Source organism: Streptomyces sp. NPDC059255, assembly GCF_042752355.1.
Taxonomy (GTDB): Bacteria; Actinomycetota; Actinomycetes; order Streptomycetales; family Streptomycetaceae; genus Streptomyces.
Genome location: NZ_JBHYZP010000003.1, coordinates 194,852 through 213,508 on the forward strand (window position 1 = coordinate 194,852; position 18,657 = coordinate 213,508).

General features: G+C 68.4%; 21 protein-coding genes, 1 tRNA gene and 1 pseudogene. 5 read left to right on the forward strand and 18 right to left on the reverse strand.

Annotated features, from left to right (window positions below; genetic code table 11):
• Positions 1-337: 337 nt before the first annotated feature.
• The 9 genes and pseudogenes from ACFXKG_RS06490 to ACFXKG_RS06530 form a co-directional block, all read right to left on the reverse strand.
• A complete protein-coding gene (locus ACFXKG_RS06490; RefSeq protein WP_384833304.1) occupies positions 338-943 on the reverse strand; it encodes a fasciclin domain-containing protein in 606 nt (201 codons plus the stop codon).
• A 567-nt stretch (positions 944-1,510) separates the two neighbouring features.
• Positions 1,511-4,231 (reverse strand): cation-translocating P-type ATPase, encoded by a 2,721-nt coding sequence (locus ACFXKG_RS06495; protein WP_384833307.1) that lies wholly within the window; start codon positions 4,229-4,231, stop codon positions 1,511-1,513.
• 65 nt (positions 4,232-4,296) lie between these two features.
• Positions 4,297-5,256, reverse strand: a complete 960-nt coding sequence (locus tag ACFXKG_RS06500; RefSeq protein ID WP_384833310.1) for a polyphosphate kinase 2 family protein — start codon at positions 5,254-5,256, stop codon at positions 4,297-4,299.
• A 5-nt stretch (positions 5,257-5,261) separates the two neighbouring features.
• Positions 5,262-5,384, reverse strand: a complete 123-nt coding sequence (locus tag ACFXKG_RS06505; protein ID WP_384833313.1) for a hypothetical protein — start codon at positions 5,382-5,384, stop codon at positions 5,262-5,264.
• A 321-nt stretch (positions 5,385-5,705) separates the two neighbouring features.
• The gene (locus tag ACFXKG_RS06510; RefSeq protein ID WP_384833753.1) at positions 5,706-6,014 is read right to left on the reverse strand and encodes a hypothetical protein; all 309 of its coding nucleotides are present in this window, start codon (positions 6,012-6,014) and stop codon (positions 5,706-5,708) included.
• A 72-nt stretch (positions 6,015-6,086) separates the two neighbouring features.
• Positions 6,087-6,259: pseudogene (locus ACFXKG_RS06515) on the reverse strand (site-specific integrase); the annotation flags it as partial.
• A 46-nt stretch (positions 6,260-6,305) separates the two neighbouring features.
• Complete coding sequence (locus tag ACFXKG_RS06520; RefSeq protein WP_384833316.1) at positions 6,306-6,617, reverse strand: YidB family protein; 312 nt, start codon at positions 6,615-6,617, stop codon at positions 6,306-6,308.
• Complete coding sequence (locus tag ACFXKG_RS06525) at positions 6,617-6,751, reverse strand: hypothetical protein (RefSeq protein WP_384833319.1); 135 nt, start codon at positions 6,749-6,751, stop codon at positions 6,617-6,619. The genes ACFXKG_RS06520 and ACFXKG_RS06525 overlap by 1 nt, the downstream gene beginning before the upstream one ends.
• Before the next feature lie 1,013 nt (positions 6,752-7,764).
• Positions 7,765-8,403 carry a DJ-1/PfpI family protein gene (locus tag ACFXKG_RS06530; RefSeq protein ID WP_384833322.1) on the reverse strand — a complete coding sequence of 213 codons (639 nt, stop codon included), beginning with the start codon at positions 8,401-8,403 and terminating at the stop codon, positions 7,765-7,767.
• Between the two features lie 196 nt (positions 8,404-8,599).
• On the opposite strand from ACFXKG_RS06530, the gene ACFXKG_RS06535 reads away from it, so the two are divergent.
• Entirely contained in the window at positions 8,600-8,932 is a 333-nt protein-coding gene (locus ACFXKG_RS06535; RefSeq protein ID WP_384833325.1) for an ArsR/SmtB family transcription factor, read from the forward strand.
• Positions 8,933-9,543: 611 nt separating this feature from the next.
• On the opposite strand, the gene ACFXKG_RS06540 is transcribed toward ACFXKG_RS06535, so the two are convergent.
• From ACFXKG_RS06540 to ACFXKG_RS06565, 6 genes are all read right to left on the reverse strand, one after another.
• A complete protein-coding gene (locus ACFXKG_RS06540; RefSeq protein WP_384833328.1) occupies positions 9,544-9,894 on the reverse strand; it encodes a type II toxin-antitoxin system VapC family toxin in 351 nt (116 codons plus the stop codon).
• Positions 9,895-9,968: 74 nt separating this feature from the next.
• A complete protein-coding gene (locus ACFXKG_RS06545; RefSeq protein WP_384833331.1) occupies positions 9,969-10,217 on the reverse strand; it encodes a hypothetical protein in 249 nt (82 codons plus the stop codon).
• A gap of 296 nt (positions 10,218-10,513) precedes the next feature.
• A tRNA-Ser gene (locus tag ACFXKG_RS06550) sits at positions 10,514-10,598 on the reverse strand.
• A 56-nt stretch (positions 10,599-10,654) separates the two neighbouring features.
• Positions 10,655-11,125, reverse strand: a complete 471-nt coding sequence (tadA, locus tag ACFXKG_RS06555; protein WP_384833334.1) for a tRNA adenosine(34) deaminase TadA — start codon at positions 11,123-11,125, stop codon at positions 10,655-10,657.
• The gene (locus ACFXKG_RS06560) at positions 11,126-11,683 is read right to left on the reverse strand and encodes a hypothetical protein (RefSeq protein WP_384833337.1); all 558 of its coding nucleotides are present in this window, start codon (positions 11,681-11,683) and stop codon (positions 11,126-11,128) included. It lies immediately after the preceding gene.
• A 289-nt stretch (positions 11,684-11,972) separates the two neighbouring features.
• Positions 11,973-12,188: a hypothetical protein gene (locus tag ACFXKG_RS06565; protein WP_384833340.1), complete on the reverse strand. Its 216-nt coding sequence runs from the start codon at positions 12,186-12,188 to the stop codon at positions 11,973-11,975.
• Between the two features lie 140 nt (positions 12,189-12,328).
• Here ACFXKG_RS06565 and upp point away from each other — a divergent pair, with 140 nt between their 5' ends.
• Positions 12,329-12,964 carry a uracil phosphoribosyltransferase gene (gene upp / locus ACFXKG_RS06570; protein WP_384833343.1) on the forward strand — a complete coding sequence of 212 codons (636 nt, stop codon included), beginning with the start codon at positions 12,329-12,331 and terminating at the stop codon, positions 12,962-12,964.
• 60 nt (positions 12,965-13,024) lie between these two features.
• Here upp and ACFXKG_RS06575 read toward each other — a convergent pair whose 3' ends face one another.
• Together ACFXKG_RS06575 and ACFXKG_RS06580 are read right to left on the reverse strand one after the other, a co-directional pair.
• Positions 13,025-13,648 carry a LytR C-terminal domain-containing protein gene (locus ACFXKG_RS06575; protein WP_384833346.1) on the reverse strand — a complete coding sequence of 208 codons (624 nt, stop codon included), beginning with the start codon at positions 13,646-13,648 and terminating at the stop codon, positions 13,025-13,027.
• A 129-nt stretch (positions 13,649-13,777) separates the two neighbouring features.
• A complete protein-coding gene (locus ACFXKG_RS06580) occupies positions 13,778-14,086 on the reverse strand; it encodes a type II toxin-antitoxin system VapB family antitoxin (protein ID WP_365810684.1) in 309 nt (102 codons plus the stop codon).
• An 848-nt stretch (positions 14,087-14,934) separates the two neighbouring features.
• Here ACFXKG_RS06580 and ACFXKG_RS06585 point away from each other — a divergent pair.
• The 3 genes from ACFXKG_RS06585 (at position 14,935) to ACFXKG_RS06595 (ending at position 16,950) form a co-directional block, all read left to right on the forward strand.
• Positions 14,935-15,897: a Scr1 family TA system antitoxin-like transcriptional regulator gene (locus ACFXKG_RS06585; protein WP_384833350.1), complete on the forward strand. Its 963-nt coding sequence runs from the start codon at positions 14,935-14,937 to the stop codon at positions 15,895-15,897.
• Positions 15,854-15,985 carry a DUF397 domain-containing protein gene (locus ACFXKG_RS06590; protein WP_384833353.1) on the forward strand — a complete coding sequence of 44 codons (132 nt, stop codon included), beginning with the start codon at positions 15,854-15,856 and terminating at the stop codon, positions 15,983-15,985. Before ACFXKG_RS06585 ends, ACFXKG_RS06590 begins: the two co-directional genes overlap by 44 nt.
• A 185-nt stretch (positions 15,986-16,170) precedes the next feature.
• Positions 16,171-16,950 (forward strand): VOC family protein, encoded by a 780-nt coding sequence (locus ACFXKG_RS06595; RefSeq protein ID WP_384833717.1) that lies wholly within the window; start codon positions 16,171-16,173, stop codon positions 16,948-16,950.
• A 125-nt stretch (positions 16,951-17,075) separates the two neighbouring features.
• Here the strand turns inward: ACFXKG_RS06595 and ACFXKG_RS06600 are convergent, their stop codons facing one another.
• Positions 17,076-18,644 carry a M28 family metallopeptidase gene (locus tag ACFXKG_RS06600; protein WP_384833719.1) on the reverse strand — a complete coding sequence of 523 codons (1,569 nt, stop codon included), beginning with the start codon at positions 18,642-18,644 and terminating at the stop codon, positions 17,076-17,078.
• Between the last annotated feature and the right edge of the window lie 13 nt (positions 18,645-18,657).

The window sequence follows — 18,657 nt, forward strand, 5'->3', positions numbered from 1 at the left end:
CGCGGGTCGCGCGGGCGAGCAACCCGGCCGTCATCCGGCGTGGAAGCCGGGGCCTGAACAGCATCCGACGGCGACGGAGAGGTCGACGGCTCCGTCCGGGGAACGCGAGCCCGACGCGCGCTCGGCACGGCCCGCGGCGTCTCGATGACCTCCCTGGCGCGAGCAGCGGTAACAGGCTTCGACTCACGCTCCAACTCCTCCGCCGGCACACCCAGCAGCTCCGCCATCAACTCGGCATCGTTGTCGAACAACCGCAAGGATTGCCCTGATGCCGACTCGCCCGGTGCGGCGAACACCGGGCGAGTCGCGGCCGTTCGGCCGGACCAGGAGCCGTGGGTTATGAGCTGGGCGGGGTCAGTACGCCGTCGATGACGTAGACCTTGCCGTTGGCCGTGCTGATGTCCCCACAGGTGATCGCGGCGGTGTCGTTGACCTTGAACGAGGTGCCGGAGCCCGAGGTGGTGAGTTTGCCGCCCTCCAGGGTGGTGAAGCTGCCGTGGGGGAGTTCACTCGGGGTGATCTTCTTGCCGACCACGTGGTAGGTCAGCACCTTCTTGAGCTCGGTCTTGTTGTTGAGGAGCGCGTCGACCTTGGCCTTGCCCAGTTTGTTGAAGGCGTCGTTGGTCGGGGCGAACAGGGTGCTGTCCTTCGCCTTGTTGAGCGTGTCGGTCAGACCGGCCTTCTTCACCGCGCTCACCAGCATGGACAGTTCGGGATTCTGCGCCGCCGCCGTCGCGAGCGGTACCTTGGCCATCTCGGCGGCGCTACCGGTGCCACTGTGGGGCATCGACGAGCATCCGGGCCCGAATGGCGTCGACATGGACGTGGACGGGCTGGGTGAGGGGGTGTCCGCGGACGCGTGCGGCGCCAGGACGCCGAGTGCCATGGGCAGGGCAAGCGTGGCTGCCGCCATGCCGGTGGTACGCACGTGAGTGGGTTTCATGCCGTTTTCCTCTCCCTCGGACGGGGAGCCACGCTTCCGGTCTCCGAAGCGCCGGTGCGGCGCCGGAGCAGCCGGACCCCGAGGCGGCTCTCGCTACCGGCCGTGCCGACTTCAGTCCGGCCGGTATGTGTGAGTCCGTGGCTGACGGATCCACCCCACCAGTGAAACGGCAGCGACGCTGTTCGGCATCTTGAAGCGGGAACCGGGGCCACCTGCCGGCCACTCACAGTGGTGGAACGCGGTGCAGGTGAGGCAGTGCAACCGCCGACGGTTCCTCATCGTCGGCCCGGGTAACGTCTGACCGGACTGCCAGGCCGGGCGCTTCTTGTTCACCCACTTACCGACGGACCTCCGTGCATGCCTTTCCGAAGGTCAAGGTTTACGCTTCCGCCACCTATGCCCCGCATGCCTCTGGCGGGTCCTCTCTCGGAGGCGGGAACCCGCCCAGGCCCGTCGCCTCAACAGCCTGTTTCCGCACGCCGGAAGGCATCGCCAGATTCCTCGACCTCGATAAGACCAAGATCAAACCGATGTGTTGATTACCGGCAAGCCATAAGTGCAGACCCATCAGGTACCTCTTGAGCGACGGGCCAGGAACTTTCCCAGTTCCCACACGAGCAGGAGCGCGAGAGCGGCCAGCAGCGCCCAGCCGAACTGCCGCGCGTTGATCTCGGTCGTCCCGAGGATGCGGCGGAAACCGTCCATCTGGGTCACCAGGACCGCGAGTACGAACTGGGCCAGTGCCACCCAGTTCAGCTGCCTGCTGTCGAAGGTGGACGTCGTCAGCACCGAGTCCGTCTCGCTGCGGCATTCGAACGCGGCGACGATCAGACAGAGGGCGAAGGCGGTGAACGCGATGGACTGACCGGTCCCGGCGCTGTCGAAGTGGGCCTGCCCGAGCTTGATCAGTCCGAGCAGGAGGGCGGTGATCGCCAGTCCGCCGATTCCGACCGTGACCAGTACGGGCCGGGTGAGGACGGACTCCCCTCGTGGACGCGGCCTGCGTCGCATGAGTCCGGGGCTCTCCCGGTCGAAGCCGAGCGCGAAGCCGAAGGAGGCGTTGACCACGAAGTGGATCCACAGCACCTGCGGCGGGGTGAACGGCTCACCTGCGGCGATGTTGAAGACGGTGGCCCCGAGGAAGGTCAGGACGAAGGTGACGAGCAGGAGCAGGACGAACCGGATGTACTTGGTGAGGTTGTCGTAGATCCGCCGGCCCTGCTCCACGGCGTAGACGATGGTGGCGAAGCGGTCGTCGGAGAGGATCATGCGTCCGGCGTTCTTCGCCACGTCCGTGCCGCTGCCCATGGCGATACCGATGTCGGCGGCTTTGATGGCGGGCGCGTCGTTGACGCCGTCCCCGGTCATCGCCACGACCTCGCCCTTCTTCTTGAGGGTGTTGGCGAGCAGCACCTTGTGCTCCGGCGCGACGCGGCCCACCACACCGATGCCGTCGATGCGGGCGAGCTGCTCGTCCTCGCTCATGGCGGCGAAGTCGGCGCCGAGGACCGCCTCGCCGGGGATGCCGAGCTGCCGGGCGATCGCCGCGCCGGTGGTGACGTCGTCACCGGTCACCATGCGGACCCGGATGTGCCCCGCCTGCGCGCCGGCCACGGCTGCCTTGGCGTCCTCGCGGGGCGGATCGACCATGCCGACGAGGCTGGTCATGCACAGCTCGGTGATGTACGCGAGCAGGTCGCCGTCCGGATCGAAGCCGGCCGGGTCCAGATCACGGGTGGCCGCGGCCATCACCCGGTGCCCCTCGCCGCCCATCCGCCGGGTCTGTGCCTCGGCGCGCGCGATCAGTTCGGCGTCCCAGGGGATGGTCTCGCCCGCCGCGAGCGCGGTGGCGGCCCGCGCCACCACCGCCGGGACCGCGCCTTTGACGAAGCAACGGACGACGTGCCGCCCAGAGGCGTCGACCGCTTGGTTGAAGGTGGCCATCAGCTTGTAGTCCGGGTCGAACGGCAGCGTGGCGAGCCGGGGAAGGTCCTCCCTGGTGGCGTCGATGTCCAGCCCGGCCTTGTGCGCGAGCACCAGCAGCGCGCCCTCGGTGGGATCGCCCACCACCTCGCCGTCCACCAGCTTCGCGTCGCTGGCCACCACGTACGGGAGGATCGCGTCCTCGATGCCCGCGGAGGAGCCCGCGGCATGGTGGATCTTCCCGTCGAGCCCGTAGCCGGTGCCCGAGACGGTGTACCGGTCGGTAGGACTCACGACTTCGACGGCGGTCATCTGGTTCATGGTCAGGGTGCCGGTCTTGTCCGAGTTGATCGCCGAGGTGAACGCGAGGGTCTCGACGGACGGCAGTTCTTTGACGATGGCGTTCCGTTTGGCCAGGTTGAGGCTGCCGACGGACAGGATCGCCTGGGTCACGGTCGGCAGGGCTTCGGGGATGGCGGCGATGGCCAGCGAGACCGCGCTGACGAACAGGACGTCCCAAGCCTGGTCCCGGTGCCGTCCCAGCGCGAACATCACGACCATGGTCAGGGCCGCCGCTCCGGTGATCCACAGTGTCAGGCTGTCGAGCTCCCTGGTGAGTGGCGGAACCTCTTTCCCGGTGGCCGACAGCATTCCGGAGATCTTGCCGACCTCGGTTGCGGCGCCGGTCGCGGTGATGACGAGTACGCCGCTGCCGTGGGTGACCGGGGTGTTCATGAACGCCATGTTCGTCCGGTCGCCGGGCGCCGGTAGGGGGCCCGCCAGCGTGTCGGCGTCCTTCGCGGCGGGAACGCTCTCGCCGGTGAGTGCCGACTCGTCGATCTGCAGGGCACTGGCCTCGATGATGCGTCCGTCCGCCGCCACCTGGTCACCGGCGGCGATGAGCACGATGTCGCCGACGACGAGCTGCTCGGCGGGGATCTCGGCCTCCGTGCCGTCCCTGCGCACCCGCGCCGTCGCCTCCATCATCGACTGCAGTGCGTTCATCGCGCTCTCGGCCTTGCCCTCCTGGCGCAGGCCCACGACCGCGTTCAGCAGGGTCAGGACGATCAGGAGGACTGCTGTGGTCCACTCCTGGATGAGCAGTGAGACGACCGCCGCGGCCACGAGGACGATCTGCATGTAACTGCGGTACTGCGCGAGGAACCGGCGCCAGGCCGCAGGCCGCTTCTCCTCGGGAAGTGAATTCGGGCCGTGCGCGTCCAGAAGTTGCGCGGCCCGTGCCGCGGAGAGCCCGAACGCCGGATCTACGCCGAAAGCCGCTACGACCTCCTCGGGAGTGCGCGTGTACCAGTCGTCCTCCGAAGCCCGAGGCTGTTCCCCCACGGAATTCGAACGCACCGTCATCGCTCTGCCTCCGATCCGTGGCCGCGGATGCGTCCGGGCCGATCGCGCGCTGGGTTCGACGGGTCTCAGCCGTGCTTCTTCCTGGCCGACGGATGCCGGTCGGCGTACGGATCGGCCGATGCCCCGGCGGGGGCCTCCCGCTCCAGGTCCCGTTTGGTGACGAGCAGGTCCTTCCGTGCCGCCTTCCCCACGTCGGGGTATTGAGGGTCGATGTCCATCAGGGTGTGCGCGAGGATCGCCGCCGAGCAGATCCGCCCGAACCACTTCCGGTCCGCCGGCACGACGTACCACGGCGCCCACTTCGTACTCGTGGCCGACAGCATCTCGGAGAACGCGCGCTGGTAGTCGTCCCAGTGGCGCCGCTCCCGGACGTCGGCCGCGGAGAACTTCCAGTTCTTCTCCGGCCGGTCGATCCGCTTCAGGAAGCGGGTGCGCTGCTCCTCCTTGGACAGGTTCAGGAAGACCTTCACCACCTTGAACCCGTTGTCCGTGAGATAGCGCTCCCAGTGGTTGATCTCCCGGTAGCGCCGCTGCCATATGTCCGGCCCGCGCGTGCCGTCCGGCAGCTTCTGACGGACCAGGTTCTCGGGGTGGACGCGTACGACGAGGACCTCCTCGTAGTGCGAGCGGTTGAAGATGACGATTTCGCCGCGCGTGGGCAGGCGCTGGGCGTAACGCCACAGGTAGTCGTGGTCGAGTTCCTCGGCGGAGGGCACCTTGAAGCTGCTGACCCGTACGCCCTGGGGATTGACGCCGCTCATCACATGGCGGATCGTCCCGTCCTTGCCACCGGCGTCGAGTGCCTGGAGGCACAGGAGTACGCCGTAGGTGTCCTGGGCGGCCAGCCGCTCCTGGTACTCGGCCAGCAGAGACACCCCGGTCCGCAGCAGCTCGATCCCCTCCCGCTTCTTCAGACCTGCCTTGTAGCGAGGATCGAAGTCCCGGTCAAGGCGCACCTTCGACCCCGGTTTCACCCGTAGGGGCGCGATGAAATCCGCGATGCGTTCGGCTCTCTTGTCCGACATCACGATCAGTCCTTCTCTGGTCCGGGGTGAGCGCGGCGGGTCTCGGGGGCCGCTCTGCGGTCGACGGTGACCGCGTCGGCCGAGGGACAGACGGCCTTCAGCCGCGCCACCATGTTCCGGATGGACACCGGTTCGTCTTGCGAGCCGAGCGGCGGGACAGTTGCAGGCACTGCGGGATCGGTGCGCTTCCCCGGCCCGGGGTGGCGGCTCAAGCCCCGGCGGGGAGGCCTTCACCGACGTCCGAAGTCTGTTCTTCGACCGTCATGGCCGCATGTGTCCCACTTCCCACGACCTCCGGACCGCGGAACCACCCATCCCGCCACAGCCGTGACAGATTCCTCGCGCTCATTGTCTGTTCGCCCGTACAAGATCGCCCCTTGAGACCGGGGGCGGGAAACCGCCGAGGGAGGCGTCGGAGCCGCGGCCGGGCCGCTGATCGAGGAAACTCTTCAGCCGTCACCGCACACGACCTGCCCGGCGAGGCTTCGCCCGGCGACTACGTCGTCCCCGCCGATTGACCGGCGCCATCGGCCCCGGACGCCTTTACCAGGTCCGCACACCCTGCCGGGCCGCTTCGCGGATGCCCGTGCCCGGCACCCGGCGGCGGGGAAGGTGTGCGCGACGGCGTCCGTGTCGTTGCTCGCGGTGGAGAACTCTCCCGGTGCCATGTCGTAACAGGTCCCGGACTCCGGGTCCACGACGGTGGGGCCGAACGGGTCGGGGCGGTCCAGCTCGATCGAGGTGAAGGAGAAGTTCACCGCGCGGCGAGGACATCGGCGCCGATCCCCGGCTCGCGGGAGCTGCCGTTCGCCGACATTGAGCTGAACACGCAGGCCGGAGTGCGGGCACTCGTGCAGGTCCCAGCCGGTACCCAGCACACCGCCGGCGGCGGTGTGCTGGTCCAGCAGCGCGCGGGCCTGCCCGTACGGCAGCCGGGCCGGCCCGGCGTCCGAGCACGGTCGCGCGGCGAGAGCGCCTTGCCGGGCCCCGGCCGGCGGCGGGTGGGGGCAGCATCGCAGTGCCAGGCCCCGGCGTCTGAAGTGGTCCGCTCAGGCGTTCTGGAGGTGCCGGAATTCCTCGTCGTCCGGCAGTTCTCCTTGCGGGGTCGCCTTGTCCACGACATGCGGAAGCTGTTCCGCGAGTCCGTCGGCGTACTCCTGCACCGACACACCGGCCTCCGCAGCGGCGGCCGCCACCTCGTCGGCGTCCAGCACGGAGAGCAGTTGCTCGCCGGTGATGGACCGGTTCCCCACCTGGTCGCTCACCCAGGAACCGACCTCGTCGGCGAGTCCCCTGTCCGCGAGGAGGACCAGGAAGTCCCCGAACTCCTCCGCACTGATCTCTTCAGCGGCGTTCGTCATCACACCTTCTCCTTCTTCGCAGCCTCGGCGGCGAGTTCCTTCAGTCGCTTCTCTGCCGCGCGCTTGAGCGCTCCATTTTTGGCCGCTTCGCGTGCCGCCTGCTTGATCAAGCTCTTGGCCCATGATGAGAACACAAGGTCTCCTTACCGATTCGCACCAGTGGCTATCACTGTGAGTACGCGATTGCCTGCGCTGAGTCTCCGGCTTGATGATCGAGTCGGTAAGCCTGGAGTGGCATAAAGGAGGAGTTGTCCGTTCTGTTTTCAGTCGTGTGGGGGAACATTCAGCCGCCTGTTCCAGCGGCCTGGCTGGACATCCGACCGTCAACTCGGGCGCGCACCAGGAGATACGCGCGGCCGCGGCAGTGCTGGGGGGAAGCGTGTGACAGGGTGCGGCCTGCTTCCCTGAAACCAGCCAAGATCCGCAGTCCACGGATCCCGGTGCGTGACCGTACGAGCCATCATCCCGGAGGGATCGCAGGGGGGATCCCTCTGTGAGGGGCAGCAACGCGGCCGGTGCGCGGGCCAGTTGTGCCCCTGTCGACCCCCGTGCCGCACGGCCGTGCGGCACGTTCCGCACGCAAAACACCCCCCTGACCGCATTTCTGCAGGTCGGGAGGGTGTGAGAGCGGTGGCGGAGGGATTTGAACCCGCTTACGTGATGCGTCTCACCTGCGGTTTTTCCTGAGAGTGGGACATGCCACCTTGTTTCTATCCTGCTGGATCCTGCTGGATCCGGCTCGATCGGCCTCTGGTGGTTCCCGTGAGGCACGTGCCTCACGGTGTGCAGAGCGGCTCCGGCAGTTGAACGAGAACTGTGCTCGATGGCGGGGACATCGCAGTTGATCGGCGGCGGGGGAACGAACACCTTGATCTACGGAGAGTTACATCTCTCGGCTTGTGCTGCTGGGTCGCTGCCAGGAGATGGTTGATGTCCGAAGCGCTACCAGAGGCTGAGTGGTCGGCCTGCTATGACTGCCTTCAACTCCTCGGATCTCTCCCCGACACTCACGTACCAGGGCTAAGTGGCCAAGAGCTTGCGCTACTACGTGTCCGGCTCTCACGCATCAGCACCGAGTCCTTCCAGCTAGGCCGGGCAGTGGCTGGTGCGCGGGCGAGATCGCCGGGGTCGCCCGCGCACCGCGTACTCAGTCCTTTTCCAGGAACAGTTCCTTGGCTCGGGCCGTGACCAGGGGGCCGGCCTTCTCCACGCTGCCCGCGTCGAAGGGCGGCTGCGGGTCGTACTCCACCATCAGCTGCATGGCCTGCGCTGTCACCTGGTCGGTGAGCAGCTCTGCCAGGCGCAGAGCCATGTCGATCCCGGAGGAGACGCCGGCTGCCATGATGGTCCGGTGCTCCGGGTGCTCGACCACTCGGGTGGAGGTCGGAACGGCGCCGAGTTCGGTCAGTTTGGCCATGAAGGCCCAGTGCGTGGTCGCTTCGAGACCGGGCAGGAGTCCCGCGGCCGCCAGGAGCAGGGATCCGGTGCAGACCGAGGTGGTGAAGCGGCTGGTGGCGTGGACGGACCGCAGCCAGTCGAGCAGGACCTTGTCCTCCAGCAGATCGAGAACGCCGATTCCACCGGGCACGATGACCACATCCGGCGCGACGACCTCGTCGAAGGTCTTGTCGATGGTCAGGCCGAGGTATCCGTTTTCGGTCCGGACCTCTCCGCGCCGATGACCCACGAAGGTCACGGTGGTGTCAGGCAGTCGCTGCAACGTTTCGTAGGGCCCGATTGCGTCCAGGGCGGTGAGGCGAGGGAATAAGACGACGGCGATGTTCATTTGGGGATTCTTCCGCGTTCGGCCGGATTGCTTCCGGCAGCTGTCAAGTGACGTACTCGAAGCCCCGGAATCGGCACGGGGCGACACTTGTCCCCTGGTCGCAAGGGCTGCGAGCGCCCGAGAGGACAAAGTTGTACGACGCACTTCGTAGTACGACGATGACCGTACCACGAGTATGCTGAGTAGAGTTGAACTCATGCGAACGCTGCCCCACCCCGCGACGGAAGCGGTCCTGCTCGACACTGTCCTCGCCGCGCTCGCCGACCCCTTGCGCCGACGCATCGTGCGTCAGCTTTCCGAAGGGGACGAGGCACAAGCCTGTGGTGCGTTCGACCTGCCGGTCACCAAATCGACGTCGACCCATCACTTCCGGGTGCTCCGCGAGGCGGGCGTCATCACGCAGCACTACCGCGGCAACAAGATCCTCAACCAGATGCGCGCAGACGACTTGGAAACCCGGTTTCCGGGCCTGCTGCGAGCGATCCTGGCCGCAGACCAGGTGACCGTAGTCCCCGTCCACCGGGACTGAATCCGGCCGCCGTTCGACTTCCGCGCGAGCAGTGCGTCCGCAATACGTGTCGTCCAAGAAATTTCGTAGGCGTTGGTCGTTTCAGCCAACTGGCCGCGCGGCTTGGGTCAACACCGGTGACCTCCCCTCTACCCCCGCGCCCCTCACCACCAGCCCTGAAACCACATCGGCCAGGTGACACCCCGGCTCTGCAGGACTCTGACGAGCAAGGGGGCAGTGCAAGGGTGCCTGTACAAGGCGGATTCCGCCGCCGGTCCGGATGCGCACCGGCCGGGGCGACGCCTGGACCGGTTTCGGGCCGGTACCCGGGCCGTGTGCTGGTGGGTTGGTCAGGCGCCTGCTCATCAGCGTGATCGTGCTCCAGGCGACGCGAACATTCCTGCGCGCTCTCGTGATCCGCCCGATGGCGCACTCGTGATTCAGCGTTTCGGTAGCACCGCGAACCCCCTCTCTGCCTTCGCACTCTGACGGTCTGCAAGGTCAGGTCCAGGAACGTGTGGGACCAGTTGATGAGGTCGCCCTCGACGTAGGCGGAGTCAGCCCAGGCGAGGGTGGCTTCGGAGTGCGCGACAGGTCGCGCCCCTTCAAGGCGCGGGCAAGGCCGGCCGTGGTCAGACTCGGACCCATTCCACGGGGCTGCTGCGGCCCGCGGATGCCGCATGGCAGAGCTTCGGAATGTGGGAACCCTCGGTGGAAGCGACCTTCATCGGCCCGCCGGAGCAAGCCGCTGTGGCGACCACGAGCGCGTCCACGACGTTCTCGTGACCGTCCAGGCCGGCGTCCTCCAGCAGTTTCGCCGCGCGGTCGGCGATGATCTCGGTCGCGGGGATGACGGTGAGTCGGGAGCGGAGCCAGCGCAGGTGGTTCGCGGCCTGTCCGGTGCGGCGGACTTCGGCGATGCTGACCGTGGAGATCGCGGCCGCGTACCCCTCGGCTTCGGCGACCTTGAGCATCAAGATCATTCTTCTGTCCTGGTCGGCCAGGAGGGACAGCGGCTGTGCGTCAAGGATGAGGAGGGCGCGGGGGAACGCTGGGGCTACTCGCCGTGCCATGTCCGACGGGCCTCCTCGATCTCCTCGGGAGTGAAGGAGCCGTGCTCGTCCTCGTAGGCCTCGGCGATCTCCCTGGTTTTGGTCAGGGCGAGGGCGTGTTCGACGGCGTCGGAGACGAAGCGGGAGAAACCCCGGGCGCCTGTGCGGGCTTCGACCTCGCGGGCAAGCGACCTGGGGATAGTGACGGACTTCTTGACGGTGGTCTCGTCCGGAGGTGCGTACTCGATAGCCATACCCGCGTTATCCCACCAAGAGTAGGACTTCTGTCCAGCCAGGTTCCTCGCGGGCGGCGCAGCCGCATCTGAGTGGGCCCATCGTGATGGCGGACTTGATCGGGTGACGGGGCCGGCCGTGGGGCATCGCTTCGGAGGGGCCGCGGGTGGCAGATCCCTCCGTGGGAAGGCGTAACGCGCTTGGCGCGCGGGCCGGTTGTGCTCCTGTCGGCCCCCGTGCCGCACGGCCGTGCGGCACGTTCCGCACGCAAAACACCCTCCTGACCGCGATTCCGCAGGTCAGGAGGGTGTGAGAGCGGTAGCGGAGGGATTTGAACCCTCGGTGACTTGCGCCACACTCGCTTTCGAGGCGAGCTCCTTCGGCCGCTCGGACACGCTACCGAGAGAGAGCTTAGCCCAAGGTGGGCCGTGGTTTGAAATCGATAGGTGGTCGGGGGTCAGCGGGATCGGAAGAAGGTGGTCAGGAGGGTGGAGCACTCCTCGGCGAGGACGCCGTGGATCACTTCCGGGCGGTGGTTCAGGCGGCGGTCGCGTACGACGTCCCAGAGGGAGCCCGCCGCGCCCGCCTTTTCGTCGAGTGCGCCGAACACCACCCGGTCCAGCCGGGACTGGACGATCGCGCCCGCGCACATCGTGCACGGTTCCAGGGTCACCACCAGGGTGCAGCCCGTGAGGCGCCACGCGCCGAGCTTCTCGGCCGCCCTGCGGATCGCCAGGATCTCCGCGTGGGCCGTCGGGTCGCCCGTCGCCTCGCGTTCGTTGTGGGCCGTGGCCAGTGTCGTGCCGTCCGGGGACAGCACGACGGCGCCGACCGGTACGTCACCGGACCCGCCGGCCCGTACGGCCTCGTCCAGGGCGAGGCGCATGGGGGCCGGCCACGGTGCGCGTACCGGGTCGGGCTCGTCCATCTAGCGCACGGTCTCCAGTACTTCCGCCGCGCCCAGGGCCTCCGCGATCTCGGCCATCGCGTCGGTCTCCAGCGCCAGCAGATCGGCCTCGGAGAGGCCCAGGTCGGACAGGATCTCCCGGTCGCCGACGGCGCCCGTGGGCACGGTTTCCGCGGCCTTGGCGGGGGTGTCGGTGTCGGTGTCAGTGTCGGTATCGGTTCCTTCGTACTCGTCGTCCGGTTCGCCGTCCTCCGTGCCGTCGAGGTCCAGCGCGTCGAGGTCGTCGGCCGGGTCGTCCTCGTCCCCGCCGAGCAGTTCATCAATGAGGATCTCCCCGTAAGAGGAGCGTGCGGCCGCGGCCGCGTCGGAGACGTAGATACGAGGATCTTCCTCGCCGTCCACGCGGAGGATGCCGAACCAGGCGTCCTCCTGCTCGATGAAGACGAGCACCGTGTCCTCGTCCACCGAGGCTTCGCGGGCCAGGTCGGTGAGGTCCGACAAGGTCTCCACATCGTCGAGCTCTGTATCGCTCGCTTCCCACCCGTCTTCGGTGCGCGCGAGCAGTGCGGCGAAGTACACCGTGACTCTCCCACTGGTCAGAGGTGTGACGGTCCGGCGGTGCGCTGCTCGGCGCCGCCTACTCGGAATCGTGGCAGAAACCGGCGCTTCGCGAGAGGTCTTCCGCCGTTGCGTCGTGGCGCCATTTTATTAGGCCCCTGTTCGGACCTGGGCGCGGGATGCCTTCCTCCGGGCCCGCGGGTGGTCCGGAGAGCGGTCCGGTGGGCGGTCCGGGGGGGTTCGGGATCCGGTCCCGTGGCCGGGCGTGGCTCCCGGCGGTGCGGGTGTGGCGCCGGCGGGTCGAGCGTGGCTACCAGCGGAACGTACGCATCCGCATCTGCTGGCGCATCCGTGCCGCCCGTGCCTGCCGGGGCTTCACGCGCTCGCGCAGCGCCTTTGCCTCGTTCAGCTCCCGCAGGAACTGCGCGCGGCGCCGGCGGCGCGCCGCCTCGGTCTCGCTCTCGCCGTCCCCCGTGGTGTCCGGCTCCGGCTCCGGCCCCGGATCCGGGGGTGACTCGCGACTCATCGACGCCTCACCACCTCAAGGCTGTGTCCTTGGCCCTTCTACCTTCCCTCGCCCATGGGGGTTGATGCCAGCCCGTTCCCGGCATTCCAGACCTATCCTGGCAGCGCGTGAGGCATTGGCCCCCGGTTACTGTGGACGCCATGCGGATTCACGTCGTCGACCACCCGCTGGTCGCGCACAAACTCACCACCCTGCGCGACCGGCGCACCGACTCCCCGACCTTCCGGCGGCTCGCCGACGAGCTGGTCACCCTGCTCGCGTACGAGGCCACCCGGGACGTACGGACCGAACAGGTCGACATCGAGACCCCCGTGACGGGCACGACGGGGGTGAAGCTCTCCCATCCGCGGCCCCTGGTCGTCCCGATCCTCCGGGCCGGTCTCGGCATGCTCGACGGCATGGTGCGGCTGCTCCCGACCGCCGAGGTGGGCTTCCTCGGCATGATCCGCGACGAGGAGACGCTCCAGGCGTCCACGTACGCGACCCGGATGCCCGAGGACCTCTCCGGCCGGCAGGTGTACGTACTGGACCCGATGCTCGCGACCGGCGGCACGCTCGTCGCGGCGATCCGGGAGCTGATCAAGCGCGGCGCGGACGACGTGACCGCCGTGGTGCTGCTCGCGGCGCCCGAGGGCGTCGAGGTGATGGAGCGCGAGCTGGCGGGCACGCCGGTGACGGTCGTGACGGCGGCGGTCGACGAGCGGCTCAACGAGAACGGCTACATCGTGCCCGGTCTGGGCGACGCGGGCGACCGGATGTACGGCACCGTCGACTAGTAGGGCTGTTTTTGGACGGTAAGGGGGCCGGGTCTTCCGTGGGAGGCCCGGCCCGCTCCGTCAGCAGGAGGGCTTCACCGGGGTGCTCAGTGTGGCCAGCGCCTGGTCCGCGTCCTTCTGTACGTCGAGCGCCTTGAAGGCCGTGCCGATGATCAGGTCGACGTCCTTCGTCGTACGGGTGTCGGCCTTGGACGTGGCGCCCTTGAGCTGGGTCCCGAGGACGGTGAGGGTGCTGTCCGTGGCGGTCGTCGCCCCGAGCAGTATCCCGGCGCCCGGAACCTTCTGGTCGTACGTCTCGGGGGCGTTGCCCACCTTCCCGATGACGAAGCCGCGTTTTCTCAGCTCGTCGGCGGTGGTTTTGGCGAGTCCCTCCCGCGGGGTCGCGTTGTAGACGTTGACCGTGATCTGGCCGGGCCTGGGGAGGGCCCTGACGGGTGTGGTGGGGGTGGGGGACGGTGTGCAGCGGGGCGTGTCCCGGCCGCCGGCGGCCGTGCTCTTCGTGCTGCCGCCGGAGAAGACGTCGATGAGCTGGAGTGTTCCCCAGCCGGCCAGGCCGAGGGCGACGACGGCGGCGACGGCCGCGAGCACGATCCTGCGGCGGTGACGGGGGCGGCGCATACGGGGGTATTTGGAACCCGTGATGCGGTACTTTCCGCCCATGCCGGGGGGAGTGAGCATGCTCATGGGCGCAGCGTAGTGCGCGCCGTGTTCGTTTCCTACTAAATGATCAACCGTTTGGGCGGTTGGAGTGCGGGAATGGGCCCAAAAGGCTCAGCGGAGGCCACGGCGGGGGGTGCGGGGACCCGGCCCCCGTCAGCCCATTCCCAGCTCCAGTTCCAGCACGCGCGCGTGCAGCACCTGGCGCTGCTGGAGCGCGGCGCGCACGGCGCGGTGCAGTCCGTCCTCCAGATAGAGGTCGCCCTGCCATTTCACGACGTGCGCGAACAGGTCCCCGTAGAAGGTGGAGTCCTCGGCGAGCAGCGTCTCCAGGTCGAGCTGACCCTTCGTCGTCACGAGCTGATCGAGGCGGACCGGGCGCGGCGCGACATCCGCCCACTGCCGGGTGCTTTCCCGGCCGTGGTCGGGATACGGCCTCCCGTTACCGATGCGCTTGAAGATCACACGGAAAGCCTACCGGGCGAGCGGCTCCGGGCGCAGCCATGACGCAGGAGCGCAAAGGTCTCATTCGGTGACATAGGGGGAGCGAAGTGTGGGCAGGACGCGAACGAAGCGGGAACGAGGCGTGCCCGGGCGACCCTGAGTGCTACACCGGAGGCGTGCCCGGCGGGGACTGGCGGCGGGGGTGCGGTGGCGGGTGCGGGCCGGGGCTCGCGGAGAAGGCCCCGGGGCTCGCGGAGAACGACGGGGCGACCGGGCGGGCGCCTCTGCCGTCGTGCGCCGGCACCTTCACTCTCACCCTGCGCGGCATGAGTCCGTAGATTCCCAGCGGCGGAAAGAGGTCGACCCGCCTCGGATAGTTTCCCTGCGCGCATTCGAGACAGAGAAGATCTCGTGTGCCGTCCGGTGTGGTGCGTACCGCCTCGACGCTGTTTTTCCAGCATGCCTCGCAGTACCAGCAATCCCTTTTCGACAGCAGCACGGTCGCTCTGGGCAACGGGTCACCTTTCCTCGGCGGAATGTTCCTCGACGGAGTTCGTGAGTCGGCTCAGAGAGGGGCGATGAGGGCCGTGGGGTCGGTGCGGGTGGTGAGGGTGGTGGGGCGAGTGGGGTGGAGAGGAGAGGCCGGGGAGACACCGGGTGTGCGAAGGGGCGGGAGAGGTGCGAGCGGGTCCGCCGTGACGGTGCCCAATTCCGGTGCGGGGATAGGGATTGCGTTCGAATCACTGCGCATTGTCGTCCTCGGGGCGGTGCAACTACATTGCGTGCTACTAGCGTTGCTCTGCGCCAGGCGCGTGCGCAACGCCCCGTGCGTGCCAGACGCGATCTGTCACCCGAGAAAGGAAGGCCCAATGGGGCGGCGCAATGCGGATGGTGGGGAGAAGACGGCCGGTACGGCGGCCGTATTCGGTGAAGTGCTGAAGCATTCACGGGACTCCGTCGGCATCACCCAGGCCGGGCTCGCGGAGAGAGTGCCGTGCGACAGGTCGTTCGTAGCACGGGTGGAGGCCGGGTCGCGCGTTCCCGACGACAAGTTCACCGACACGTGTGACGTGGTGCTGCGGACCGGCGGGATCCTGCGCAAGCTCTGGGAGAAGATCGACTGGTATCCGGAGGTGGAACACCCGGACTGGTTCAAGCGCCGTGCCGCCATGGACGCCCAGGCGGTCGCGCTGCGCGAGTACCAGAACCAGGTGATGCCGGGACTGCTGCAGACCGAGGACTACGCGCGCGACCTTTTCGCCCAGGTCGCCACCGGCGAGGAATTGGAGGAGATGGTCCGCGCGCGCCTCAGCCGGCAGCACCGGTTCCTTTCGACCGGAGGACCGCTTCTCATTGCCGTCCTGGACGAAAGCTGTATCCGGAACGCCGTATTCAGTGATGCCGTCATGCGGAATCAGTGTGCGCATCTGCTGCGGGTGGGGAAGCTGCCCAACATTCGTGTGCAAGTCGTCCCGGCCAGCTCCCGGGGCGTGGTGCGCCCCAGTACCTCCATGTCGCTCATCACCATGCCCGACGGTCAGTTGTGGGTGTACTCGGAATCCCTCGACCGCGGACACTTCAGCGATGATCCGGAAGTCACCGCCCGTCATGCGCAGTCCTATGATGTGCTCAGGGCGGATGCCCTATCCGCTTCCGAGTCTGCCGCGCTGATCCGTGACGCGATGGAAGGGTATGGCCACCATGAGGAACCGCGATGTGACGGCGGCGGCGTGGGTGGCGGCGGCGTGGGTCAAGAGCAGCTACAGCAGCAACAACGGCGGAAACTGCGTGGAAATAGGCCTCGGTATCCCCGGCTCCGTTCCCCTTCGTGACAGCAAGAGCGCCGGAGGTCCCGTGCTGGTTTTTCGTACCGGAGCCTTCGACACCTTCCTTTCGGGCGTCAAGAGACCCCTCTCCTGAGTCTTCTCCTGAGCCCTCTCCTGAGCGGCCCCGCCCCGACTTAGCCCGCTTGACCTGCCTCTTCCCTCTTACCGGGCGTCCTGGCGTTTCGGCGAGGTGCTTCCGGCCGATTTCACCGTAATCTCTGGCGGAATCTCCGACATCTCCGAATTCCTCAGGAATGCAGGAAAGGCAGGGTGTACGACTTGCTCAGCACCGAGTTCGTGACCGGCTCGCCCAACTGGCTCGACGTGGCCGCCCCCGACATCGACGCCTCGGCCGCCTTCTACACCGCCGTCTTCGGCTGGACCGTGCAGTCGGCCGGTCCGGACGCCGGGGGCTACGGGTTCTTCCAGAAGGACGGCAGGACGCTCGCGGCCATCGGGCCGCTCGGCGGGGACGGCGCCGAAGCCGCCTGGTCCGTGTACTTCAACAGCCCGGACGCCGACTCCACCGCCCGCTCGGTCACCCAGCACGGCGGCGCCGTACGGGTCGCGCCGATGGACGTGATGGACGCCGGGCGCATGGCCTGCTTCACCGACCCCCAGGGCGCGGACTTCGCCGTCTGGCAGCCCGTCTCCGTACGCGGCCTCGAAACCACCTCCGAGTCCGGCACCCTCTGCTGGGCCGAACTGCACACCGGTGACGGCGCGGGCGCGCTCGCCTTCTACCGGGCCCTCTTCGGCTGGCGCTTCCAGGAGCTGCCGGCGCCCGGCATGACGTACACCGTGCTCTCCACCGGCGAGGGCGACCAGCAGGACGCCTCGTTCGGCGGGGTCGCTCCGGTCCAGGGCGGCGAGGCGTCGCGCTGGCTGCCGTACTTCGCCGTCGACGACGCCGACGCGGTGGTCGCCGCGGTCCAGGGGAACGGCGGCTCCGTCGTCGTGCCCGCGACGGACGCGCCGGACATCGGCCGCATGGCGCAGCTCGCCGACCCCTTCGGCGCGCGCTTCGCCGTCATCAGGCCCGCCCCGCCGCAGGGGTAGCCGTACGGACCGGGCCGCGTGGCGGAAGCGGGCGGGGCGCGCGGGGGATACCGACTCCCCGCGCGCCCCGCTTCTGCTTCTGTTTCCGCCGCTCGTGTTGCTTGTGTTGCTCGTCCTACCTCGTGTTACGAGGCGGGCGTGTGGCCCTTGTCGCGTACCGGGGCCGTCGTCTTTCCGGCCGAGCCGTCGGTACCCGTGGCCGCCGTCGGTGCGGCCTGGGCCGACTGCTGCGCGGCCGCCGGCTTCTTCAGCGAGCCGAGGTCGTGGGCGTAGGTGCCCACCGCGTTCGCGATCACGTCGACGTTGACGTCGAAGGCCCGCATGCTGATGTTCGAGAGGTCGTCGCAGGCCGCGTGGTAGCACTTGTCGTACGCCACCCCCGCCTCGCCCCCGTACCGCTTCGCCTGCTCCTCCGACTTGACGCCCTCCGCGCCGGTGAACGTGCCGCCCGAGGCGATGCCCGCGTCCATGAAGGGGCCGTAGTCGGAGCGGCCGTCGAAGTCCGTGCCCTCGTGCGAAACGTTTCTGCTGTCGAGGAAGTCGGTGATGCCCTTCTCGATCTGCGCCGAGCCCTCGGGGCCCGGGCCCGCGCCCTCACCGTCCGAGTCGTCGCCGTCGTAGACGAACTGGGCGTAGTTCGGTGAGGCGATCATGTCGAAGTTCAGGTAGAGCGAGATGTCCGCGCGCTGCCGGTCGGTGAGCTTCCCGACGTACGACTCCGCGCCCAGCAGGCCCAGTTCCTCCGCCGACCACCACGCGAAGCGCACCTTGTTCGCCGGCTTGTCGTGTGTCTTGGCGAGCTTGAGCGCGACCTCCAGCAGCCCCGCCGAGCCCGAGCCGTTGTCGTTGATGCCGGGGCCCTCGGTGACCGAGTCGAGGTGGGCGCCGAGCATCACCGTACGGTCGGACCTGCCGCCCTTGGTCTCGGCGATCACGTTACGGGTGGTGCGCTCCTCCTGGAGCTGGCGCACGTCGAGCGAGACCGTCACGGGGCCGGCCGCGGCCTCGGCGGCCAGCGCCTCGCCCGCCTCCTGGGTGACGCCGCCGGTGGGGATCACACCGGCCTCCGGGCCGCCGAGCGTGCCGTTGAGCGCGCCTTCGGTGTTGTTGTAGATGATGGCGGCGACCGCCCCCGCCGCGCCCGCCTCCCGCTGCTTGTCGGCGAAGGCGCAGCCCCCGCGCTGGATGAGCGCGATCTTGCCGGTGTAGTCGGCCGAGGCGTAGTCGCCCGGCTCGCACCCGGTCGTGGCGTCGAGCGGTACGGCGGCCAGCTCGGCCCGCACGCCGCCCTCCGGGGTGGACTTGGTGTACGACATGGCGGTGATGGTGATGTCGCGCGGCGTCGGCGCGGTGACCGAGAGCTTCTCGGCGAGCGTCTCGATGTACGTGATGTCGAAGGTGTCGTACGAGACCTTGTAGCCGGCCTTCTTGAGCTGGCCGTACACATAGGCGGCGGAGGCCTCGTGGCCCGCGGTGCCGGCGGCGCGGTTGCCGTCCGACTCCTCGGCGATCTGCTGGAACTTCTCCAGGTGGCGGTACGCGTCCTTCGCGGAGGCCGAACGCACAAGCTTCTTCGAGAGTTTCGCGGCGTTCCGCGCGGCTTCCTTCGCCGGGTCGTGCGCTCGCGCGGCGGCGGGGGAGGAGGCGGAGAGCAGAAGCGGGGCGGCGAGCGCGGTGGCGGCCGCCGCGGCCATGAGTCTGCGGGAC